Origin of the sequence: Niallia sp. HCP3S3_B10 (assembly GCF_052064465.1) — a bacterium.
GTDB classification, from domain to species: Bacteria; Bacillota; Bacilli; order Bacillales; family Cytobacillaceae; genus Niallia; species Niallia hominis.
The window spans coordinates 1-17,944 of sequence record NZ_JBQHVO010000003.1 but is presented as its reverse complement, the minus strand read 5'-3'; the positions used below and the strand labels follow the sequence as shown (position 1 = coordinate 17,944).

General features: G+C 33.4%; 15 protein-coding genes and 1 pseudogene. 11 read left to right on the top strand and 5 right to left on the bottom strand.

Translation table 11 applies throughout. The annotated features are described in order from the left end of the window. The first annotated feature begins 378 nt into the window (after positions 1-378). Entirely contained in the window at positions 379-882 is a 504-nt protein-coding gene (locus ACTNDN_RS02950; RefSeq protein WP_031535979.1) for a GNAT family N-acetyltransferase, read from the top strand. Between the two features lie 43 nt (positions 883-925). Here ACTNDN_RS02950 and ACTNDN_RS02945 read toward each other — a convergent pair whose 3' ends face one another. The 4 genes and pseudogenes from ACTNDN_RS02945 to ACTNDN_RS02930 all read right to left on the bottom strand — a co-directional run bounded on the left by ACTNDN_RS02945 (position 926) and on the right by ACTNDN_RS02930 (position 5,032). Continuing rightward, on the bottom strand, positions 926-1,345 hold the full coding sequence (locus tag ACTNDN_RS02945; RefSeq protein WP_031535978.1) for an Hsp20/alpha crystallin family protein: 420 nt from the start codon (positions 1,343-1,345) through the stop codon (positions 926-928). 19 nt (positions 1,346-1,364) lie between these two features. After that, the gene (locus ACTNDN_RS02940; RefSeq protein WP_311298667.1) at positions 1,365-1,895 is read right to left on the bottom strand and encodes an Hsp20/alpha crystallin family protein; all 531 of its coding nucleotides are present in this window, start codon (positions 1,893-1,895) and stop codon (positions 1,365-1,367) included. 243 nt (positions 1,896-2,138) lie between these two features. Further along, a pseudogene (locus ACTNDN_RS02935) lies at positions 2,139-3,233 on the bottom strand (putative bifunctional diguanylate cyclase/phosphodiesterase). 434 nt (positions 3,234-3,667) lie between these two features. Further along, entirely contained in the window at positions 3,668-5,032 is a 1,365-nt protein-coding gene (locus tag ACTNDN_RS02930) for an MATE family efflux transporter (RefSeq protein ID WP_031535973.1), read from the bottom strand. A 237-nt stretch (positions 5,033-5,269) separates the two neighbouring features. On the opposite strand from ACTNDN_RS02930, the gene ACTNDN_RS02925 reads away from it, so the two are divergent. From ACTNDN_RS02925 to ACTNDN_RS02910, 4 genes are all read left to right on the top strand, one after another. Then, on the top strand, positions 5,270-5,368 hold the full coding sequence (locus ACTNDN_RS02925; RefSeq protein ID WP_349205146.1) for an ArsR family transcriptional regulator: 99 nt from the start codon (positions 5,270-5,272) through the stop codon (positions 5,366-5,368). A gap of 316 nt (positions 5,369-5,684) precedes the next feature. Beyond that, positions 5,685-6,029, top strand: a complete 345-nt coding sequence (locus ACTNDN_RS02920; RefSeq protein ID WP_031535972.1) for an ArsR/SmtB family transcription factor — start codon at positions 5,685-5,687, stop codon at positions 6,027-6,029. 14 nt (positions 6,030-6,043) lie between these two features. Further along, a complete protein-coding gene (locus ACTNDN_RS02915) occupies positions 6,044-7,342 on the top strand; it encodes an arsenic transporter (RefSeq protein ID WP_031535969.1) in 1,299 nt (432 codons plus the stop codon). A gap of 151 nt (positions 7,343-7,493) precedes the next feature. Then, the gene (locus ACTNDN_RS02910) at positions 7,494-9,137 is read left to right on the top strand and encodes an FAD-dependent oxidoreductase (protein ID WP_031535967.1); all 1,644 of its coding nucleotides are present in this window, start codon (positions 7,494-7,496) and stop codon (positions 9,135-9,137) included. A gap of 162 nt (positions 9,138-9,299) precedes the next feature. On the opposite strand, the gene ACTNDN_RS02905 is transcribed toward ACTNDN_RS02910, so the two are convergent. Next, positions 9,300-9,857 carry a GNAT family N-acetyltransferase gene (locus ACTNDN_RS02905; RefSeq protein WP_441130763.1) on the bottom strand — a complete coding sequence of 186 codons (558 nt, stop codon included), beginning with the start codon at positions 9,855-9,857 and terminating at the stop codon, positions 9,300-9,302. A gap of 401 nt (positions 9,858-10,258) precedes the next feature. On the opposite strand from ACTNDN_RS02905, the gene ACTNDN_RS02900 reads away from it, so the two are divergent. The 6 genes from ACTNDN_RS02900 (at position 10,259) to ACTNDN_RS02875 (ending at position 17,798) form a co-directional block, all read left to right on the top strand. Next, complete coding sequence (locus tag ACTNDN_RS02900) at positions 10,259-10,597, top strand: DUF4870 domain-containing protein (RefSeq protein ID WP_031535963.1); 339 nt, start codon at positions 10,259-10,261, stop codon at positions 10,595-10,597. Positions 10,598-11,071: 474 nt separating this feature from the next. Beyond that, positions 11,072-11,857, top strand: a complete 786-nt coding sequence (locus ACTNDN_RS02895) for a hypothetical protein (protein ID WP_031535959.1) — start codon at positions 11,072-11,074, stop codon at positions 11,855-11,857. A gap of 251 nt (positions 11,858-12,108) precedes the next feature. Beyond that, positions 12,109-13,407: an NCS2 family permease gene (locus ACTNDN_RS02890; protein WP_031535957.1), complete on the top strand. Its 1,299-nt coding sequence runs from the start codon at positions 12,109-12,111 to the stop codon at positions 13,405-13,407. Between the two features lie 255 nt (positions 13,408-13,662). After that, on the top strand, positions 13,663-14,898 hold the full coding sequence (locus ACTNDN_RS02885; protein ID WP_031535956.1) for an EAL and HDOD domain-containing protein: 1,236 nt from the start codon (positions 13,663-13,665) through the stop codon (positions 14,896-14,898). A 475-nt stretch (positions 14,899-15,373) separates the two neighbouring features. Further along, positions 15,374-16,360: a diaminopimelate epimerase gene (dapF, locus tag ACTNDN_RS02880; protein WP_235252394.1), complete on the top strand. Its 987-nt coding sequence runs from the start codon at positions 15,374-15,376 to the stop codon at positions 16,358-16,360. Between the two features lie 508 nt (positions 16,361-16,868). Then, positions 16,869-17,798, top strand: a complete 930-nt coding sequence (locus ACTNDN_RS02875) for an ATP-dependent DNA ligase (RefSeq protein WP_441130762.1) — start codon at positions 16,869-16,871, stop codon at positions 17,796-17,798. The last annotated feature ends 146 nt before the right edge of the window (positions 17,799-17,944 follow it).

Sequence of the window (17,944 nt, the reverse complement as noted above, 5' to 3'; positions counted from 1 at the left end):
TATCGATATAAAATAATTAAACATGCAACTCTACAGAATTTTTTTCTGATAGAGTTGTTTTTTTATTATCTTGAATCAATAGTGTTTTGGAAAGCATCAAGTTTAATACAATACTAGCTATAGTAGACACAACCGCAAGCTTATTTGAGTTCAAGTAGTATTGGCAGGCGAGAAAGAGTAGCCAACTATGGAAATTATATTTTAACTTAGATGATTCTGAATAAAGAGAATTATAGAAATAGATGTTTATTAAACAAAATAGTGGTATTTTTGAGCATTAATTTATATAATAATTTTTCCTGAATATCTACTTTAAGAACAAGCACACTAACTAAGAGAGTTTACAGGGAAGAATTTATTGCATAGGAGAAATTACAAGTGGAAATTAGACAAGGACATATAGATGATTTACCAACAATCATGGAGATTGTTAAGAAGGCTTTAGTGATTATGCAAAAAGAAGGAAATGATCAATGGTCTCATAAATACCCTAATGAAAATAGCTTTGAAATAGATATCGAAAATAAAAATCTCTTTGTTGCTATTATGGATGACAAAGTGGTTGGTTCTATTACAATTGATCAAATTGGTGGAAAAAACTATGAGGGTATTGCCTGGACTTATCATAATAGAGAATACATGGTTATCCATCGATTAGTTGTTGATCCAGATATTCGTGGTGGCGGTATTGCGAGTAATTTATTAGCATTCGCTGAAGTGTACGCCATTGAACAAGATGTATTTTACTTGAAAACTGATACATATTCATTAAATGATAAAGCACAAAACTTATTTATGAAAAATGGATATAATAAAGTTGGTTCTACTTTTTTTGAAGGAAAAGACAAACCATTTTATTGCTATGATAAATTATTTCTATGATTCCTTAAAGGGAGATAGGAGGAAATCGCTAGATCTCCTCTTATCACACTTTGCAAGCAAAGGAAATCTGTAAAATTCCATTTTCATATTTCTTTTTAATCGTATTTTCATTCACATATTTTGGGATGCTGATTTTTTTTAGAAAATGTTTATTCTGTCGTTCTTTCAAAAGATAGGAACATTTAGGAAAAAGGGTTTTATAATATCCTTCTATATAAAGGACATGGTGATGAATACGAATCTTTAAAAGGTTTATATCCATTCCTGGCAACTCCATATCAATAAAATAACAAGATTCAAATAAATAATAATCACATGCTGGGAAAGTATCGCTATTTTTTATCGATGTTGGTGAAAGGGAAGACCACTCTTTGTCACTAGATCCAAACATTTCTTTCCAATAATCTTCCTTATGACTATTCTCTGAAAATTGATAGATTTTTTTTAAGTTGTCAAAACTCATAAAAATTCCCGCTTCCTTTTTAATTCATTTCTGTTACATCAATCTCCGAAAATTGAATATCAATATTCTTCTGAATCCTTATCTCTAAAATATGATCTTTGTAAACGGCAGCAGACCCTTTTTTTCTTACAATGGCAGGCAATGTAATCATATGTTTGTCTTCAAATGATGGAATATGCTCTATTACTAATTGGTTAGATGTATAAAAGATCTTAATATGTTCAAGCCAGCTGCTTTCTAGAATAGGAATTCTGACATAAACGTGATGATGGGTTTCAAAAACGACATAATTGAATTTTTCTGAATCGTGAATGTTATCATTGCGATAATTCGCACCTTTTGAAAATTGCTGGAACATAGTATCTGGCTCCATTTTCTGAAGAGATTCTGGCATAAGTTTATCCATCATTTCTTGTACATACTTTTGGATATCTTGAGGATTCATTTGATCCATTCTATTTTTTGAATCTTTATTAAAAGGGAATAAATTCCATGGGAACATTGGAAATTCATCCTTTCTCACCTTTGCAAATATATGCTTATTTTTCATTGTATTCACACATAATAAAAGTGTGTATTTGCCTAGTTGGCATTTCTTTAAATGAATATTGAAAAAAATCAGATAAGCGCAATGCCTTTTTCATATGCTCCATGTCTAACTATTCATTTTACAAAGTAGCCTAAGGACCATTATCAATATATTACTGTACCGTTTCTTGCCAGTACTTAAGAAGTTTATCCTCTGGTAATGGCCTACTATAATAGTAGCCTTGAATTTCATCACATCCCCATTCTAAAAGGCATTTAATTGTTCTTCCTTTTCAACGCCTTCAGCTGTTACCGTAATATTTAAGTTTTTGGCTACAAATAGCAAAGATTGTACTATGGCCGCATCATTTTTATTTTTTGGTAATTCTTTAATAAAGGAACGATCAATATTTATGCGATCCAGGTTGAACTGTGATAAGTATGTCAGGGAGGTGTAACCTGTTCCAAAATCATCCATCGATTTTTGGATTCCTTTTTCCTTCAGTATATTAATTTTTTTCTTAGTCTGTTCTGTATTTTCAATAGCCAGGTTTTCGGTGATTTCTAGATCAATCATATGTGTTGGAAGTTTGAATTTCTGTAATTGCGCAAATAAAAATGGTATAAAGTTCTCATCTAAAAAATGAATAGGCGATATGTTGATAGAAAGGTGAAAATTCACATTATATTCTAGTATCCAACCCGAAAATGAGCTTATTGCCTATTCAATAATCCAGTTACTGAGAGGAATAATTAGACCGTTTTCCTCTGCTAATGAAATAAATTCATCTGGACTGACAAAACCTTTTTCTGGATGGTTCCATCGTACTAATGTCTCTACACCTACTTTTTTTTTGTGATTAGTACTATGCTTGGGTTGGAAATGAAGAATAAATTGTTCTTGCTTAAGAGCTATCTTTAATGACTGAAGCATATTGATTTGTTCTAGTTTCTTCTCTTCAACCTGAGAAGAAAAGAAAATGACATTATTTCTTCCAGAATGCTTGACTTCATACATGGCCATATCAGCATGCTTAATCAGCGTGTTTAAATCTTTGCCATCTTCTGGATAAAAAGAAACACCGATGCTTATAGTAATTTCTTTCAAAGTCTCTTGTACTAGGAATGGCTCCTTCATTAAATCTTGAATATTCTTGATTCTTTCAAATACTTCGTTCCGACTATAGGGCGCAATAAGGCAAATGAAAAAATTCGTCTTCCCCATTCTTGCAAGCAATTCACCTCGTATCAATATTTTTTTTAATCTTCCCGTAACTTGCTTCAGTAAGGTATCTCCAGCGACATGGCCAAGATTATTGATGTCTTTGAACATATCGAGATCGATAAGAATAGTTGCCACAAGCGTGTTAGCGTGAATGGTGACTTTCTAAATTTCGATAAATTCCTCTTCATTTGAATAAACCAGTTAAATCATCATGATATTGATATGCTACGAATTTTACTTGCCTCTGAGTCGTAATCTGTTCTGTTATATCTTCTAAAGCAACATTTATTAACTAAACAGTAAGAGGTTAAAGTAGGGACTTTTGATTTGTTTAGTTATCAACAATGTGAATGGTGACAATCATAGATTTATATGATGGAAGATATTCTCTTATATGAAGGGGATAGAAATTTTCTAGTTCTATTGATACTTAGAGGTAGGTGGGAGATTAGCACCGTAATGACCAAGAGTTTTACCATTCAATAGTAGGGGGATAAAGGAAAACCCACCACTGATGGAAGTTTCACTTTATCTTTTTTTACATCTTTCCCCTTGTGGTAATCACTCTTTTAATGCTGATATTGCGGATAAGCAAATTTTTTCTTCTGTATCTTTATTAATCGACTCGTTAAGAAAATAGCTCCTGTAGCAAGACCGATAATGAGACCGATCCAATAGCCAAAGGGACCTAAATGGGTATACATAGCAAGAAGATAGCCGCTTGGTAAACCAATCACCCAATAGGATAGAAAGCTCATAAGAAGTGTAACATTTACATCTTTATAGCCTCGTAAAGCTCCTTGAATTGGTGCTTGAATAGCATCTGATAATTGAAAGAATATCGCATAAATAAGAAAGTGAGCTGTTAGATTTAGCACTTCCCAATCTTTTGTATAAATTTCAGCAATATCCATTCGGAATGTTAACAGAATTATTCCACTTATAAATGCAATGAAACACGCTAGTCCCACTCCTAACCAGCTATATGCTTTTGCATCCTTCAAGCGATTGGCTCCAACTTCATAACCAACAAGGATGGTTAATGCTGTAGAAATGCTGAGGGGAACCATATACAAGAGTGAGGCAAAGTTAATTGCCGATTGATGTGCAGCAATTGTATTAGTATCGTAATTGCTCATTAGAATTGTCACAGCACTAAAGATACTTGTTTCAAAGAACACGGAAAAACCAATCGGAATCCCAATTGTCAAAATTTCCTTCCATTTAATCCAAGATACTTTTGAAAATTGAGTAAATAATTGAAACGAAACAAAAGGCTGTTTTCGATGCACGATATAAATGGCAATAAAAAACATAATCCAATACGTTATACTTGTTGCATAACCAGTTCCTATTCCACCTAGCTCGGGAAATATCCATATCCCATTGATAAGTGCATAATTTAATACTACATTAATCGGAATGGCAATTAAAGTAATAAACATGGTAATCTGAGTCTGGCCAAGGGAATCAATGAAAGAACGAAGAACAAAGTATAAGAAAATAGGAATAATCCCCGTACTCAAGGCTACTAAGTAATGGTAAGCAACGTTAAAGACTTCTTTTTCTAACCCAATACTTCCTAATATGGACTCTAAAAAGAAGTAGCCAATTATTATAAGTGTTACAGCCATACTAAAAGAAAGATACGCAGCTTGGATAACTGAAAATCGTACCTTTTGTGGTTCGCTTCTACCCATTAATTGGGAAACGATTGGAGGTAAAGCAAGAAGAATCCCACTGAGTCCTGTATAGATTGGTGTCCATAAGGAGCTCCCTACTGCTACTCCCGCTAAGTCAACGGGACTATAATGTCCAGACATTGTCGTATCAAAAAAGCTTAGTGCAAATATGCCAACCTGTGTAACAAGTACAGGCATTAAAATAACGATCATTTGTGTTAACTTTTGATTAATTGAATTTGATTGTTTCATCTTTTTGTCCTCTTTCTTAACAATAACGTTTCGTATTATACCATAGATTGGGAGAATGATGGAACGAAAGAAACGGAAACTTCTAAATTCTTTGCATAAAAGTGGTTTGTAGTTAAGATGAACAGATTATGATGAAATTTATATATGAATGGAAATGGATAAGAATATATGTCTTCGAAACAATTTGACAGTGAAGCAAATATTTTAAACCTTTTAGGGCATAAAACATAGTTATTAATGGTAGGGATGCTAACGGTTCACGAATGCTGTTTATGTGAATTTGTAGATGGGTTTCAATTGTCTCAACCTGCTATTAGTCAACATTCGAGAAAGTAAAAGGATGCTGGACTGGGTAATCAATTTTCTAAATCAACAAAATATACATTTTTCGATGGTTAACGATATTCTAAAGTAAGTAAATGAGCAAGAAGAAAAATTTATTAGCTTAGAAGATCACGGCAAAAGAATTTCTTGTATTTAAAAGTAAAAAAATGTAATTGACAGCACCTTTTTTTACTGATAATATATAAGTATATAATTATATATTAAAAGAATAGATACAAATACTAATAAATATTGTATTTCTTTTCTTTAAATAAGTATATAACAATAAGCTTATGTAATAGGAAATCGTGTAGAAAGGAGGATAAAAATGAGCAAAAAAGACCAATCTTTAAAAGAGACAGCTAGTGTTTTAAAATTACTAGGGGATAAAACAAGACTTAGCATTGTAAGCTTGTTGTCTGAACAAGAATGCTGTGTGTGTGAATTTGTTGAAATCTTTAATATATCACAGCCAGCAATTAGTCAGCATCTTCGTAAAATGAGAGATTTGGGAATTGTAAAGGAACAAAAAAAGGGGCAGTGGGTTTTTTATTCATTAAATAATACTAGTGACTATTATGAAATGATAATGGAGCTATTAAAACACATCCCAAATCAGCGAGAAAAAATCGAGAGGTTAGAAGAAAAAGGTTTTAGAATCATATGTAATTAATGGAGGTTGACACTTTGTTACAAACAGTCTTGGCAATAATTATCTTTTTATTAACATTAACATTGGTTATCTGGCAGCCAAAAAATCTTTCGATTGGTTGGTCTGCCTGTGGAGGGGCAATACTAGCATTACTGGTAGGTGTAGTAGATTTTAATGATGTTGCTGATGTAACAGGGATTGTTTGGAATGCAACACTTGCCTTTATAGCAATTATAATTATCTCTTTAATATTAGACGAAATTGGCTTTTTTGAATGGGCAGCACTACATATGGCACGAGCCGCGAACGGGAACGGGCTTAAGATGTTTATTTATGTTTCGATATTAGGTGCAATTGTTGCAGCGTTGTTTGCAAACGATGGTGCAGCACTTATTTTAACCCCCATTGTACTCGCGATGGTTCGAGCATTAAAGCTAGAAGAAAAAATGGTTTTTCCATTTATTATGGCTAGTGGATTTATTGCAGATACTACATCCTTGCCGTTGGTGGTAAGTAATTTAGTGAATATAGTTTCTGCTGATTTCTTTGGTATTGGTTTTGTTGAGTATGCATCCAGAATGATTGTTCCAAATCTATTCTCCTTATTAGCTAGTATCCTTGTGTTATATCTATACTTTCGTAAGAGTATTCCTAAGAAGTATGACTCAAGCCACTTAAAGGTTCCCGTTGATGCAATTAAAGATCAAAAAATGTTCCGGATTTCTTGGGGCATTTTAGTGGTCTTACTTATTGGCTATTTTGGAAGTGAGTTTTTGAAGATTCCAGTATCGTTTGTTGCTGGCATTATCGCAATTATTTTTCTCTTTTTTGCAAGAAGAAGCGAGGCGGTATCTATTCGGAATGTAATGAAGGGAGCACCCTGGGCAATTGTTTTCTTTTCGATAGGAATGTATGTTGTTATTTATGGTCTTCGGAATGTAGGATTAACCAACCTGCTTTCAAGCGTTATTCAAGCAGCTGCAGATCAGGGATTGTTTGTTGCAACCATTGGCATGGGATTCATCGCTGCTATTATTTCTTCCATAATGAATAATATGCCGACTGTCCTGATCGATGCCTTAGCAATAGCAGATACTAATGCAACTGGAGTAATCAAAGAGGGATTAATTTATGCTAATATAATCGGTTCCGATTTAGGTCCAAAAATTACCCCGATCGGTTCACTGGCAACTTTATTATGGCTACATGTATTATCACAAAAAGGGGTAAAGATTTCATGGGGAACCTATTTCAAAACGGGAATAATTTTAACCATTCCGACTCTTTTTATTACTTTAATTGGCTTATACTTCTGGCTTTCTTTCCTTTCATAGTTGGTAAGTTAAACCATTAATCTCCGAACTCTAAAAAAAGCAAGAGAGAAGGAACGAGCCATTTTTAGTCGCCTGTTTTTATATGATTCATTGCAAAAAAGAAAGGTTAAATCGATTTAAGAAAAAAATGAATGCATATAGGAGGATAAACATGAAAATTATTATAATAGGATCGGTTGCAGCAGGGACTTCTGTAGCAGCAAAAGCACGTAGAAATGACGAACAAGCCGAGATCACCTTATATAATGCAGATTATGACATTTCCTATTCAGTTTGTGGAATTCCTTATTTTCTAGGTGGAGAAATAGATGAATTGGAAACTTTAACACCAAGGACTCCATCTTGGTTTAAAAAACGATATAATGTAGACATTTTTATCCGACATGAAGTTACCAGTATCGATGCTGTAGAGAAAAAGATTCAAGTGAAAAACTTAGATACAAACGAAGTAAAAGAGGATATATATGATGTATTAGTTTTTGCAACAGGTGCAACACCAATTACTCCTGAAATTAGTGGTGTAGAATTGGAGCATGTTTTTCAGGTTCGAACCATTCAAAATACGAAAGCTATCGAAAAATTTATGAAAGAAAAGCAGCCCGAAAAAGCAACTATTATTGGCGCAGGTTATATTGGCTTAGAAATGGCAGAACAGCTTAAAACAAGAGGATTAGATGTAACGTTAGTTCAGCGTAGCAATCAAGTTATGTCTCATTTGGATAAGGATATGGCTATACGTGTAGAGGAGCACTTAGTTAAAAAAGGGGTAAAACTCCTTTTAAATGAAGAAATAACCGCAATAAATGAAGCGGAAATACATTCAAAATCAGGAAAAGTTATCGAAGCAGATATGGTCATTTTAGCAACAGGTGTGCGCCCAAATACACAATTGGCTGAGGCAATAGGTGTTAATATTGGTCAATCAGGGGCCATTGCTGTAAATAGTAAAATGCAAACAAATATACCAGATGTGTATGCAGTAGGTGACGTGGCGGAAAGCTTTTCCTTAATAACAGGGAAACCGCTGTATCGTCCATTGGGTAGTACAGCTAATAAAATGGGGAGAATAGCTGGTGATGTGATAACTGGTGGTTCACTAGAGCATCGAGGTATTTTAGGTACAGGAATTCTGCGAGTTTTTGATTTAGCTGTTGGACAAACTGGTATGACAGAAAAAGAAGCATTAGAAGAAGGATATTCAATTGAAATCCTGCACAATATCAAACCTGCTAGAGCGGAGTATCTTGGAGGGAAAGATTTAATCATTAAGGCAATTGCTGATAGACAAACAGGCAGAATATTAGGCGTACAAATTGTGGGGGAAGAAGGGGTGGATAAGCGAATGGATGTATTTGTTACAGCCATTACATTTCAAGCAAAAGCTGAAGACTTATTCCATCTTGATTTAGCGTATGCTCCACCTTTTAGTACAACAAAAGATCCTGTTATGTATACTGGGATGGCGTTACAGAATGCTATAGAAAAGAAAAATAAACTAATTACCCCAAGTGATTTATCAGAAAGAATAAATAATGGTGAAGCAATACAGGTAATTGATACGCGTTCTGCAAAACAATTTCAAGCCTCATGTGTGGATAGTGCCATTAATATAGCTCTTGGTGATTTGCGTGAAAAATCGAAGAATCTTGATCCGTTGCTCCCTACTGTGACATATTGCAATAGTGGTACAACAGGTAATGCTGCGCAAAATGTATTACGAAATTTAGGGTACAGCGATATTTATAATCTTTCTGGTGGTAATAAAAATTATCAAACCTTTAAGAAGAGTAAATAAAGGGTTTGCTAACATAGGAAGGAACCTTTAAGTTCAAGCTTTATCGGTTCTTTTCTTCATTCAAAATGTCACAGAAAAAATGTAAGAAATAAAATAAGATCAGTAGATAGATACTAGAGCTATCGCTGATCTTAGTAGATTATGAACAGTTGACCAATGAATTTACGCCTCTCTGAGATCATTTGTACTCTCTTCAGTAGTTTGACGTAAAGTATAAAGAGTAAATAAATCTTTAGGAATTTCAAATAGTTGATAATTTGTGCCAGAGCTATTTAAGGCTTGTAAAAGATTGCTTCTTGTCTCATTGGTAGAAATAGCATAAGGAAGCTTTTCGGCTGCTTTTAGCGATCGAGTATTATGGCTTCTAATCCGCATTAATATGCTGTCAATATTTAGGTCAAAAAATGCTTCAGAGAAGAAGAGTTCCTTTGCCAATTTATTGTATCCTTTTCCATGATATGGCTTCCCTAGCCATGTTCCTAGAAAGCCAATATTATTATTTAGATCAAATAAACTTATCGTACCAATTGGGTTTTGCCATTCGTCCAAAATGGTTCTTGAAATAAGTTCTCCTCTTTCTTCTGCTTCCATTGTTTGTTTTGTTAGAAACAGGTATTCTTCATATGAATTAGCTTTTTGACGCACAAATGGGAAGACATCTGGATGCGTCATTAAAGGATATAACACTTGGCAATCCTCGAGATCTCTTTTCTTTAACATAATAATCCCTCCGTGTCCTGAGGGCAGAACTTACTCTTGATAAAGAAATGCCCACCCTCGAAATTTTTAATCCAATTGAAAAAAAATTTCGGGGTGGGAATCGAACCCACTAGAACCAAAGCGGTGGCGCACCATTTGCCTTCCCATCTTTTATTATTATCTCATGATAACAAATTACTTTTCTATATCATACAAAATTATGTAGAAAATGAAAATAGGAAAATACAAACAAAATGTAAAATTTTTATGAATAAATGTAAAGGTGAGGGAGGCTAAATAGTTATATAGATGAAAAAACATAATAAAATAATTGGACAAATATTATTAGAAAAATGAAACATTTAATTTAATCAATGGTATATAATAATATAGCAATTATTATTACAATTCGGAGGTTTCAAATGGATTTCAAAGAAGATGTATCATCAACGGATGAGAGAATTTTTGCAATGTTGATTTACGTATCAAGTTTCTTTACTAATTTTATCGGACCATTAGTTATTTGGCTCGTGAAAAAGGATTCACCTTTTGTTAATTATCATGGTAAGGAATATTTCAATTTTTTAATTTCTTATGCTATTTATTCGTTTATTGCCTGGATTCTGATATTTATTATTATAGGAGTGATTATTTTACCTATTATCGGAATAATGGCGTTTGTATTTACAATTATTGCAGCAATAAAATCTTATGAGGGTCAAGCGTATCATATTCCATTAACAATTCGTTTTATTAAATAGTCCATTTGACTAAACATGACATGCTTTAAGAACTGCCGCATATTCTCTTAAGTATAATACTATCCTTCTTGATAGTGGTGTATATGAGATAGGGAATATGCAGCAGTTTTTTTATTTGTATTATTCCATTTAACAGAAAAAGCATCATTACTGTTAATCCCTCATTCATGCAGAGGGTACCATTCTTTTCATTCCTTGTCCTCCTTTTGTGGATTGATATATCCCTAATGAATTTATAGTCTTCCTGTTCCATCGATAAAGCGTTGGAAAGCAGACCTCCATTTTCTTTTGCTCCTAAATAAAAAAGAATAATAGACAATTTAATAGAACTAATTTCATTTTTTCCAAAAAAGTCTCCATTAACTAATCATAGATTTGAGTAGAAATTAATAGAATAGTTACTACAGATTAAAAAATATGCCAAAACTCACAATCCAACCTTGTAAGGAAGAATGGAAATAAAGGAGACTCGTTATGAATATAGAAAAATATTATAAATACACAGCCGTTTCTGCTTTAAACGCTAGTCTAATTAGTTGCATTCCAATTTTTCTTTTTACGGTGCTGTTTATTTTTAGTCACTCTAGCATTACTTATTTCTTACTTTTAGTGCCATTTGGATGCTATAGTGTAACTTGCTATAGCCAGTATTATTTACATAAACGACGATTCGAAAAGGTAGATACAATATTTTCATTTGGTCAAGTTAACTCCATTTTAAAAACAAATACAGTTGTTTTATCATTTTTACCTGCACCCTCACTGCGTATGGTTATTTTTGATAGAAATGGGCAAGAGATTGGAGAAATTAAAGATGTGAAATTTTCGGTGATTCGCTGGTATCTTCCCTTTCTATTTGATCTGTTTTATGTAAAATCATATGGATTTTATAATACGGAGAACGTGCTTCAATATACTTTCAGAATGAAGCGGAATAGGATAGAGATTTTAAATAAAGACAATAGAATGATAAGCTCAATAATGGAGATGAAAACAGATAAACGATCTTCGCGGATTTTTTTATTTGGTGAAAAATCACTCAGGATGAAAAAGAGCTTTGGTAATACGGAATATCATTTTGAGAAAGAAGATGGGATTGTATTAGCACATTTGAGAAAAGGCTGGATGCCAAAGGAGTGGTCAAAGCGATTCATGGACCCTAATCTTCCTTTATTTACAATTGATCCACATGCTTCGGATAGAGAAGTAATCCATCTATATGCTTTATTGGCGAAAATATTTGCGTATACAAATCATTGATTTATTTGAATTTATTCTGAAATTTTTTTGATAAGAAAATATTACTAAGGAAAGGCGAAATCATCATAATCTGTAGGAAAAAGTAAGTATTTTCTCCTAAAAAACATTGGCAAAGTAATGGGAATCTGCTATCATAAATTCTTGTGGCTACCCTATTTCATGCTGAAAGTCATGTCAATATATGACATGCTTTTCTTGTGTTTAAAAGGGAAGCGGGTAGGGAGAGGGCTATAACTAAATAGGTATTTCAAATGAAAGATTATATTTTTTCATTTTTTAAGCTAAAAGAAAATCAAACCACTTTTAAAAGTGAAATTTTTGCAGGGATTATTGGATTTTTTACTGTTGTTTATATTGTGGTGGTGAACTCTTTAATCTTGGCAGAAGCAGGTATTCCTTTAGAAGCAGCGATCATTGCAACGATTCTAACGTCAGTTGTAGGTTGTTTTTTAATGGGTTTTTACGGGAATGTTCCGATTTTACTTGTACCTGGTATGGGGATTAATGCTTTATTTTCCTATACAATTGTCCATTCAATGGCTTTAACTTGGCAAGAAGCTCTGGCGGTTGTATTCATTTCAGGAATTTTGTTTATGATTGTTGCCTTTACGAAGCTTGCAAAGATTGTAAGTGATTCAATCCCTGTTTCATTGAAAGAATCGATTACTGTAGGGTTAGGTCTATTTTTAATGCTAATCGGTTTGGAGAAAGGCGGGCTTGTTGTAAGAGGAACGAATTCCATTATTGCTTTAGGATCTTTTAGTGATTTACATGTATTAGCAACTGTACTCACATTTTTAATAAGTATTATCCTATTTTTAAGAAATGTGAAGGGAAATTTCCTCATTACGATTGTTGTTGGCACATTGATAGCAGCAAGTTTTGGAATAATTGATGTAAATAGCGGAAAGAGTCAATCGCTCCACTTACAAGAATACAAGAATGTGTTTGGTCATATGTCTTTTGATAAACTAATATCGATTCCATTCTGGATTGCGGTATTTTCCCTAACGATGGTACTTATTTTTGAGAATATTGGATTGGTAAATAACCATGTGCAATCTATTGATAGACCAGACCGATTTACAAAGGCTTTTCGAGCTAATTCTATATCTGTATTTCTTTCTAGTTTTTTTGGCACAAGTCCAACAGTAGCGACAGTGGAAAGTTCTGCAAGTATGACAGCTGGTGGGAGAACAGGTCTAACAGCGGTAACAACAGGACTTCTTTTTCTTTGTTCTGCGTTTTTTATTCCTGTTATTAAATTAATACCAGACAGTGCGATTGCACCGATTCTTATCATTATTGGAGGATTAATGCTACAAAATATCCGTAATCTGGATTTAAGGGATTTAAGTGAAAGTTTTCCCAGCTTCTTTATTATTGCTATGATTCCATTTACTTATAGTATCGCAGATGGTATGGCAATCGGATTTATCCTTTACCCAATTTTAAAGATAGCATTAGGTAAAGCGAAAGATGTTTCACTTCCTTTGTATTTCATATCCTCATTGTTTTTGATTAATTTTGTACTTCAATATACACATTAATCAAAAAGAAGATCCATCCTTTATCATAGCGCTTATTTTATTTTTTGAATAAGAACTTTACTAATATACCAGGATAAAGGATGGTCTTTATCATCGAAAAATAACTGCACCATAGATGCCCCTATAATTAATCAAAATAAGACATTTTAAGCGCTAAAAATAATTATCTTACACTCAAGGTTCGACAACCTTCTGCTTATAAATTTATTAAAATGACAATAACTATGGCACAAATAGATTGACGGAGGTAAAGGAATGGAAGTTTTTGTGGCGAGACAGCCACTATTTAATCGAATGGAAGAGGTTTATGGCTATGAATTGCTTTATAGACATAATAACATGAATTCATTTCCAAATATAAATGGAGATCAGGCGACGACAGAAGTTCTAATTAACAGTTTCTTTAATATTGGGATAGATAAGCTATCAGACGGAAAACCTTGTTTCATCAATTTCACAGAAAATTTATTAGAACTAAGACTGCCTACATATTTTCAACCAAGAAACATAGTAATCGAAATTCTCGAAAGCGTTATTCCCAGTCAAAAAATAATCGATATTTGCATAGAGTTAAAACAACTAGGCTATAAATTAGCGTTAGATGATTTTATTTTTGACAAAAGCAATCTATACTCACAATCTTTGCTATTACTTGCTGATATGATTAAAGTTGATTTTCAGCAAACAACTAAGGAAACACGTTCAGATTTGGAAACGTTGGCGAGAAAGAATAATATTGAATTGGTTGCAGAAAAGCTGGAAACAAAAGAAGAGTATGAACAAGCTAAAAATAAAGGATATCACTATTTTCAAGGTTACTACTTTTCAAGACCACTGATTATGTCTACTCACGATGTACCAATCTATATTCATACGTATTATAAGATACTTGAACTTTTGAATGATGAAGATCCAGATATTAATCGTATTTCAAAATTAATCGAGCAGGATATTTCATTGTCCTATAAATTATTGAAACTAATAAACACACTAGGCTATGGAATGAAGCAAAAGGTAACAAGTATTAAAAATGCGATTATTTATATTGGGCTTATTGAGCTGCAAAAATGGATATACGTTTTAACCGTAAGAGAAAATGAGTGGAAGAATGGAATCTCATTTGAAGTAATGCTTAATTGTTTAATCCGCTCTAAAATGTGTGAATCGGTCGCAAAGCTAATCCCTGGAAGACAAGAATACGGCAGTTTTTTTTTAACGGGTATGTTCTCCCTTATGGATACCATTATGAATAGAGATATGGCGACAATTCTTTCTGATTTACCTCTAGATGAAACGATTGTACAAGCATTATCAGGAGAGAAAAATATTCAACGAGATGTACTCCAATTGGTCATAGCTGCAGAAACAGCTGATTGGACTGGAATAGGACTTGGCTGCAAAGAGTTAAATATACAAGAAAAGGAACTATTTAAAGAATATGCAGAATCCATTTCATGGGCTAAAAAGCTATTGGATGAAGATTATTTATAATGTTTATTAAATAGAGAGGTTGGGACAAAAGCATTTCAACTAATAAAAAACGCGAAAATTTATATAGTTAATATATATAAATTTTCGTGTTTTTTAGTTTAAAAATAGGTTTGAAAACGAAGTGAAATGGAGCAGAGGACGCTCGACTCCTGCGGGAAATAGAGACGCTTTAGACCCCTCAGAGCATGCGAGGGAGGCTCAGCTTCCTCCATGGCGCATCGTGGGTCTGTAGCGCAATGGAACGACTTAGTTTTTATACTTGACTATATTTAAAATCATAGATAATCATCATGAGATAGTAGCTTTATTTAAGAGCTAAATTAGAGAGTATTTGTCTTTAAAGGTTGGTTATTTAGTTTTGTCCCAGCCTCTTTTGTTATTTTCTGTACTCTTTTACTAATAAGAATTAATTGCAGGTTAAATGCAGGAACGGTAAAATGGAAGAAGATTGATATCAGCTTGGAGGAATAGGGAAATGAATATAAAAATTACAAAATGTCATGGAAGTGGAAATGATTTTTTAATTATAGATGAGATATCAGATGATTATCAGTTTTCTGAAGAAGAAAGAGCGACGTTAGCTAAAGCGCTCTGTAATAGAGAGTCTTCCTTGGGAGCTGACGGAATTCTTTATGTAATGTCAAGTCAAGTAGCCGATGCAAGAATGAGAGTATTTAATGCAGATGGTTCGGAAGCGTCTATGTGCGGAAATGGTATTCGTTGTGTTGCCCGTTATGTTTGTGAATTGCTTAAAGTAGAAGAGGCTGTAATTGAAACGATGAAAGCTAATCTGGAAGTGAAAAATGAAGAGGATATTTATCCAAACATTCCAACTTATTTGGTAGAAATATCTCCAGTTTCCTTTAAGACAGAAGATCTTCCATTACAATTAGAAGCAGATACACTACTGAATGAGAAGATTCCAGGACTGCATGAAGATTTGTTATTTACTGCGTTAGCAGTACCAAACCCACATTTAATTACGTTAGTGAATAAAGAGGTACTGGATTCTGAAGTACAGGAAACTTTAAGTAAATATGTGAATGGGTCAAATGAATACTTTCCAGACGGAGTTAATGTTAGCTTTGTATCGATTTTAGATAAAGGTAGTATCTATGTTCGTACTTATGAACGAGGAGTTGGTTTTACTAATGCATGCGGTACAGCGATGAGCGCATCTACCCTCGTTACGATATTAAATGGATTTAATGAAGAAAATACTTATGTTGATGTGTATAATAATGGCGGGAAAGTTCGCTGTATTGTTCACCATCAAAATGGACAATACCGCATAGATTTAATTGGAAATGCTAGTTATGTATATCGTGCAGAAGTAGCTTTAGAGTGGGATACGATTGAAAATTTTAATGTTAAGAATAAGATTTATTTTGAGGATGAAGCTATCCAATATAATAAACTACAAACAGAAGCACAAAATTATGTAGAGGCTCATTTAAAGTAAGTATAATAATAGTTCTTTCCAAATGGATAGGATGAAAAGGTAAGCTATATTTACTAAGATGAAACGATATATCATCAGAGTGAGTAGGTTGCAGGTAATTGTAATTGAAATGGCTATTTTAAAAGTATAAAGAGATTGGGACATAAGCATTTCAATCAACAATAAACACGAACGTTTTATGTAATTTAATTACACAAAGGTTCGTGTTTATTGGTTTAGAACAAGTTTAAAAAACGACTTAGTTTTTACACTTAACTACATTTGTATCATAGATAACCATCATGAGAAAGTAGCTTATATAAGAGCTAAATTAGAGATTGTTCGTCTTTAAAGATTAGTTATTTAGTTTTGACACAGCCTCATGGCTTATGTCCCAAGTCTTTTCGTCTAAAAAAGTATTAAACAGTTTATTGCTAAGTTAAATTCTGAAAGATAATGGGATGTGTTGGAATAATACTGTATATTATTTTTCTATTTGCAAATGGTAAGGATAAAAAGGATATCTACTATGAAGCCAATAAAGCCATTTGAACCAATCTTAACAGATGTAATTCCTCAAGGTGATCAGTGGGTTGCCCAAGTGAAGTGGGATGGAACAAGGATACTCACCTATTATGATGGAGATAAAACCCAATTGTTTAATAGAAAGAAAAACGAAAGAACCAAACAATATCCAGAGCTCTTACGCCCAAATACGTTTATACAGGCTGAAAATTGCATTTTGGACGGAGAAATAATCGCTTTACAGAATGGCAAGCCGTCTTTTTATGAAGTAATGAAGCGTGATCGAATACGAAATATGGATAGAGTAAGCCAATTGCAGCAGGAAATTCCCATTACCTATATGATTTTTGATATCCTTTATGTTAATGACCATTGGTTATTAGAGAAGCCTCTACGTGAAAGACAACAAATACTACGAGAAAGAATTACTGAGAATGAAGTGATTCGCCTAGTGGAAAGCTTTTCCGATACAGAAGGTTTATTTAACGTATGCATGGAGCATCAGCTCGAAGGAATTGTTTGTAAAGATCTCGATAGTCCATATTTACTTGAAGGAAAAGATTCAAGATGGAGAAAGAGAAAAAAAGAGCAGGATTTAATCGCAGTAGTAGGCGGGGTTACGTTGAAGAATAAGACTGTCCATTCCCTACATCTTGGGCAGTTTAATAAGGACGGCCAATTATTTTATATTGGAAGTGCTGGTTCTGGAAAATTAACGGCAAAAGACTGGGTTGCTGTTACAAATGCTATTGAACCAATTATTATCAAAGAGAATCCGTTTATTAACCAAGTTGAAGTTAAGGGAAGTGTTTGGCTGAGGCCAGCTCTTACTGTGAAAATCACCTTTTTAGAGTGGACAGAGGGTAGAACCTTAAGACATCCAGTAATTGAATCCTTTGTAACCGTCCCTTTAGAAGAGTGCCTAATGGAATAAAAAACAGGGAGTGAGCCTCTTACAGGAATCCCTGTTTATTTTTAATTTGTGTTAACTCAACTTTCGCACCAAAAAAATAAGTGCAAATCGTTAGTTGTATTGCGTCTATGGTCTATTAAATATGTTGCTTGACAGTGTTTAATAAA

Bases quoted from the DNA above. Each gene is read 5' to 3' on its own strand.
- ACTNDN_RS02945 (WP_031535978.1), bottom strand. From the start codon at position 1,345: ATGAGTTTTGACAACTTAAAAAAAATCTATCAATTTTCAGAGAATAGT.
- ACTNDN_RS02940 (WP_311298667.1), bottom strand. From the start codon at position 1,895: ATGAAAAATAAGCATATATTTGCAAAGGTGAGAAAGGATGAATTTCCA.
- ACTNDN_RS02930 (WP_031535973.1), bottom strand. From the start codon at position 5,032: ATGAAACAATCAAATTCAATTAATCAAAAGTTAACACAAATGATCGTT.
- ACTNDN_RS02925 (WP_349205146.1), top strand. From the start codon at position 5,270: ATGGTAGGGATGCTAACGGTTCACGAATGCTGTTTATGTGAATTTGTA.
- ACTNDN_RS02920 (WP_031535972.1), top strand. From the start codon at position 5,685: ATGAGCAAAAAAGACCAATCTTTAAAAGAGACAGCTAGTGTTTTAAAA.
- ACTNDN_RS02910 (WP_031535967.1), top strand. From the start codon at position 7,494: ATGAAAATTATTATAATAGGATCGGTTGCAGCAGGGACTTCTGTAGCA.
- ACTNDN_RS02905 (WP_441130763.1), bottom strand. From the start codon at position 9,857: ATGTTAAAGAAAAGAGATCTCGAGGATTGCCAAGTGTTATATCCTTTA.
- ACTNDN_RS02900 (WP_031535963.1), top strand. From the start codon at position 10,259: ATGGATTTCAAAGAAGATGTATCATCAACGGATGAGAGAATTTTTGCA.
- ACTNDN_RS02895 (WP_031535959.1), top strand. From the start codon at position 11,072: ATGAATATAGAAAAATATTATAAATACACAGCCGTTTCTGCTTTAAAC.
- ACTNDN_RS02890 (WP_031535957.1), top strand. From the start codon at position 12,109: ATGAAAGATTATATTTTTTCATTTTTTAAGCTAAAAGAAAATCAAACC.
- ACTNDN_RS02885 (WP_031535956.1), top strand. From the start codon at position 13,663: ATGGAAGTTTTTGTGGCGAGACAGCCACTATTTAATCGAATGGAAGAG.
- dapF (WP_235252394.1), top strand. From the start codon at position 15,374: ATGAATATAAAAATTACAAAATGTCATGGAAGTGGAAATGATTTTTTA.
- ACTNDN_RS02875 (WP_441130762.1), top strand. From the start codon at position 16,869: ATGAAGCCAATAAAGCCATTTGAACCAATCTTAACAGATGTAATTCCT.